Origin of the sequence: Mesorhizobium sp. M7A.F.Ca.US.006.01.1.1, from assembly GCF_003997935.1 — a bacterium.
Classification (GTDB): domain Bacteria; phylum Pseudomonadota; class Alphaproteobacteria; order Rhizobiales; family Rhizobiaceae; genus Mesorhizobium.
On sequence record NZ_RZQL01000379.1, the window covers coordinates 1 to 4551 of the forward strand.

5 protein-coding genes are annotated in these 4551 nt (G+C 66.0%); 1 reads left to right on the plus strand and 4 read right to left on the minus strand.

Annotated features, from left to right (window positions below):
* Positions 1 to 122 precede the first annotated feature (122 nt).
* Genes EN943_RS35230 through EN943_RS35240 form a run of 3 tightly spaced genes read right to left on the minus strand, consistent with a single transcriptional unit; the run spans position 123 to position 2028 of the window.
* Positions 123 to 335 carry a 4-oxalocrotonate tautomerase family protein gene (locus EN943_RS35230; RefSeq protein ID WP_065005305.1) on the minus strand — a complete coding sequence of 71 codons (213 nt, stop codon included), beginning with the start codon at positions 333 to 335 and terminating at the stop codon, positions 123 to 125.
* Positions 336 to 365: 30 nt separating this feature from the next.
* Complete coding sequence (locus EN943_RS35235) at positions 366 to 1262, minus strand: SDR family oxidoreductase (RefSeq protein WP_127416409.1); 897 nt, start codon at positions 1260 to 1262, stop codon at positions 366 to 368.
* Between the two features lie 7 nt (positions 1263 to 1269).
* On the minus strand, positions 1270 to 2028 hold the full coding sequence (locus tag EN943_RS35240) for an SDR family oxidoreductase (protein ID WP_127416406.1): 759 nt from the start codon (positions 2026 to 2028) through the stop codon (positions 1270 to 1272).
* Positions 2029 to 2131: 103 nt separating this feature from the next.
* Here EN943_RS35240 and EN943_RS35245 point away from each other — a divergent pair, with 103 nt between their 5' ends.
* The gene (locus EN943_RS35245; RefSeq protein WP_127416407.1) at positions 2132 to 3025 is read left to right on the plus strand and encodes a LysR family transcriptional regulator; all 894 of its coding nucleotides are present in this window, start codon (positions 2132 to 2134) and stop codon (positions 3023 to 3025) included.
* Between the two features lie 25 nt (positions 3026 to 3050).
* On the opposite strand, the gene EN943_RS35250 is transcribed toward EN943_RS35245, so the two are convergent.
* The gene (locus EN943_RS35250) at positions 3051 to 4277 is read right to left on the minus strand and encodes a flavin-dependent oxidoreductase (protein WP_127416408.1); all 1227 of its coding nucleotides are present in this window, start codon (positions 4275 to 4277) and stop codon (positions 3051 to 3053) included.
* Between the last annotated feature and the right edge of the window lie 274 nt (positions 4278 to 4551).

Here is a 4551-nt window from a genome sequence, read left to right on the forward strand (position 1 = left end):
CCCGTGGCTCGCCCCGGCAAGTCGCTGCGAAGCAGCGGGGTGGGGGTCCGCGCGGCGTCGCAAGACTTGGGTTTCTTGCCCCCGGAGGGCGGGAAGGTCCGAAGGATGTTGCCCGCCCTGCGCTACTCCTTGGCGCGATAGGCGTCCGGCACGACGAACACTTCGTCGGCCCGGCCATAGCCGCCATCGGCGACTTCCTCCACCAGCACCATCGTGGTGGGGCGCGCGACCTCACCGAAAAAGTCGACGAACATGGCTGTGGTCCGGTGGATGAGGTCTTCTTTTTGCGCCCTGGAGAGTGCGGCCTGCGGTACCTTTATGTTGGCGAATGGCATGGTTCTATTCCTTCTGTTTAAGGTTGTATTTCAGGCTTTAGGATGGAGCAGGTCGGCAAGGCCGATTCGTTCCATGAGTTGCGCGCGCACGCGGTCGGCAACGCCGTTGACGATCGCCGCACCATCGTCGGAGGGGTCGATGTGGACGCGCAGCGGGCGGCTGCCATGCGGCATCGCCACGAGGTCAACGATGGCCGCCGCGATATCGGCCGGATCGGCATCCGCCGGCTCGAGTGCGGCCAGCCCTTTCAGCGCCTGCTGATCGGCGCCGGCATAGGGGCCGGACCAGTAGAGGTCGGCGCGCTCGGCATCGGCAGGCTTCGCGGCATTGTGGAAATGTTCGGTGCCCTTGGTGAAAGCGCCCGGCACGACGATGGTCGTTTCGATGCCGAAGCGGGCGAGTTCCAGCGCATAGCTCTGCGCCAGCGCATCCATGCCGGCCTTGGCCGCGAAATAGGGCGCAAGGAACGGTGGCGTGCCGCCGCGCGTGCTGCTCGAGCCGACCCAGACCATCTGTCCCCGGCCGAGCGAGCGCATGTGCGGCAAGGCCGCACGGTTGACGCGCTGCGTGCCGACGACGTTGACGTCATAGAGCTGCGCCAGCTGCTCGGGCAAGAACGCCTCGGTTGGTCCGAACCCCATGTGCCCGGCATTGTGGATGAGCACGTCGAGCCGGCCGGCCTCGCTGAGTATCTGTCGGACAGCCGCCTCGGCCGAAGCGTCCGAGGTGACGTCGAGCGCGATCGGCTTGAGCGCCAGGCCCTCGTCGCGGGCGAACTTTTCCATCTCGGCTGCCGCCACGCCGCCGCGCGCCAAGGGGTCGCGCATCGAGGCATAGACCGTGTGGCCCGCTCTCGCCAGGGCGCGAGCGGTCATCGCGCCGAAGCCGCTGGAAGCCCCGGTGATCAGGATTGTCTTTTGCATGATTATCTCCTCAGACCACGCCGCCATTGGCGCGGATGATTTGTCCGTTGACCCAGCCACTGTCCGGCCCGGCCAGGAACGAGACCAGCCCGGCAATGTCGCCAGGCTGGCCAAGCCGCCCAAGCGGGATCATCTTGCCGATGGCCTCGATCTGCGCCTCGCTCTTGCCGTCCGTGAACAGGGCGGTCTCGATCGGCCCGGGCGCCACCGCGTTGACGGTGACACGGCGCGCGCCGAGCTCCTTGGCCAGGATGTGGGTCATCGCCTCGACGCCTGCCTTGGTGGCGGCGTAGACGCCGTAGCCCGGCTGGTAGAGGCCGACGACGCTGCTGGAAAAATTGACGATGCGGCCGCCGTCGCGAAGCCGGCGCGCGCCTTCCCGCATGCCGCGGAACACGCCGCCGAGATTGATCGCGATCTGCGTGTGGAACGAAGCATCGTCGGTCTGCGCGATCGGCGAAGTCTTCATGATGCCGGCATTGTTGACGAGGATGTCGATGCCGCCGAACGCCTTCTCGCCGGCGTCGAACAGCGCTGCGATGCCGTTTGGATCGGCGACATCGGCCTGAACCGCGATCGCCTTGCCGCCACCGGCTTCGATGCTGCGCACAAGCTCTTCGGCCTCGGCGCGGCCGCGTGCATAGTTGATGACGACGGCGACGCCGTCGCGGGCGAGCCGCTGTGCGATGGCGGCGCCGATGCCTTTGGAGGCGCCGGTCACGATCGCGGTTCTGGTTTGGCCACCCGTCCTTGTTTGATTGGATGTCATGGAAGTCTCTCCGCGTTGTTGGTGACACGGATATAGGCCGGGCCGCCTTCTGGATAATCAGCCGCCTATTGACATCACTATTCGGAAACTGCGAACAAAGGCCATGGATCGGCTGGACACGATGCGGCTCTTCGTTCGCGTTCTGGAGCGGCGCAGCTTCACCGCTGCTGCGGCCGATCTCGGCCTGCCGCGCTCAACCGCGACGGAAGCGCTAAGGCGGCTGGAAGGGCATCTCGGCGCGCGGCTTCTGGAACGAACGACACGGCAGGTGAACGCCACCCAGGACGGCGAGGCCTACTATCGGCGCTGCCTGTCGATCCTGGCCGAAATCGAGGATGCCGAAGCCGCCTTCCGCAATGCGGAGCCTTTCGGCCTGCTGCGCATAGACGCCAGCACGCTGCTCACCCGCACCTTCCTGTTGCCGCGCCTGCCGGAGTTCCTCGCCCGCTATGCCAGGATCGACCTGCAGATCGGCCAAAGCGACCGGCTGGTCGATCTCGTGCGCGAAGGCGTCGACTGTGTGATCCGCGTCGGCGAGCCGCCCGACAGCGGCATGATCATGCGGCGGCTCGCGATGATCCGCGAGATCACGTGCGCCAGCCCTGCCTATCTCGAGCGCCACGGCACGCCCGTCTCCCCCGATGCACTCGACGGTCACCAGGCGGTGGGCTTTGTCTCGTCGCGCACCGGAGAGACCCTTCCGTTCGAATTCACCATCGCCGGCAATATCCGTGAGGTGCGGCTGCCCGGCCGCGTCGCCGCCAACAATTCCGATACCGCTGCCGACCTGGCGCGGCTTGGCCTCGGCCTGATCCAGGCGCCGCGCTATCGCTTCGAGAAGGATCTTGCCGATGGGACGCTCGTCGAGGTGCTGGCCGACTACCCGCCCTCGCCGACACCGCTGTCGGCACTCTACCCGCAGAACCGTCAGCTCTCGCCGCGCCTTCGCGTCTTCCTCGACTGGGCCTCGCGCATCTTCGCCGAAGCGGATCTCTAGGGGCGCAAAAACGTGCCGCTCCCGGTCAATTCGGTTTTGCAAACCCGGCCAGGGACGCATAGCCGCGTACCACGCTCTTGCGTTCTTCGCGCGAAGCGACAGCGTCGATGTCATCAAAGCCATGCGGCGCCCGGGCCTCGACCATGTCTATGACCGCTTCCGGGCCGCCTTGCCGATTGGCCAGCACGATGGCCGATGTAGCCGGCCGCCGCTCCCCATCATATCGCGTTAGCGCGGCTTCGACGGTAGGCTCCGCGGCCAGATGCATCGCAAGGCAACCGGCGTCGAGTATTGCCTGGCTGGCTCCGTTCGACCCCACCGGATACATGGGATGCGCCGCATCGCCGAGCAGCGTCACCCGCCCGAACGACCATCGCGGCAGCGGGTCGCGGTCGCAGTTCGGATATTCGTAGAAGCCATCCGTTGCCTGGATGATCGAGGCAGGGTCGACAAAATCCAGCTGAAACCGGTCGCGCACGAAGGGCAGCACATCATCGATCACCCCCGGGCGGCTCCAGTCGCCGGGACGCAGCGGTGATGTGCCGCTGTCACCGGTATTGGCCATCACCGCCCAGTTCGTCAGCCTGGTCTCTTCGCGATCCGGCTCGATCGGATAATAGACGAACTTGGCGAAATTGCCGCCGGCAACCGCCATGGTGCGCCCGTCGCGCCAGACCGGCCATGGCGTGGCGCCGCGCCACAGCATCGTGCCGTTCCAGATCGGCGGCCCTTCTTCGGGATAGAGCACGGCCCTGACGGCGGAATGGATCCCGTCGGCGCCTATGAGCAGGTCGCCATGCGCCTCGCCTCGCGAGCCGTCATGCCGGCGGAAATGCGCCACGACCTCGCCCTCACTCTGCTCGAAGGCATCGACAAGGCTTGCCGTGCTGATGACGTCGCCGCCAAGCCTGCTCACCACGGCCCGGTGGATCAGCCCCAGCAGCCTGCCGCGATGGATGCTGATTTGCGGAACCTCATAGCCGGCATCGATGCCACGCAATTCCTGCCATACGACCTGGCCGAAGCGGTTGGTGTAGACAAGCTCGCGTGTCCTCACCCCCTCCGCGTCGAGCGCCGGCATCAAGCCAAGCCCAGCCAGCGCCTTGACAGCGTGCGGCAGCATGTTGATGCCGACGCCAAGTTCGCGGATGTCGTCGGCCCGCTCGAACAGTTCAACCTCGATGCCTGCCTCATGCAGGAACAGAGCGGTGGTGAGGCCGCCAATTCCGGCCCCGGCGATCAAAGCTTTCATCCGTCACTCCCTTGCTGTGAAAGCCGGTGCTCCGGGTGAGCCAGACGCCCGTCGCCGTCGCCTCAGTGCGGGCATCGTCATGGCGATGCTCCAGATGGCTTGACGACGAGGGTACCGGCGTTAGGTTTCGTCCGAAATGACATAAATCGGGCGAATACTGCCATGCTGAGGCAAGTTGCCGTCGTCGTTCACCCCGGTTTCCAGCTCCTGGATGCGGCCGGGCCGACAACCGTCTTCGAGATTGCGGAGCGCTGCCGTCCGCACACCTACGAAC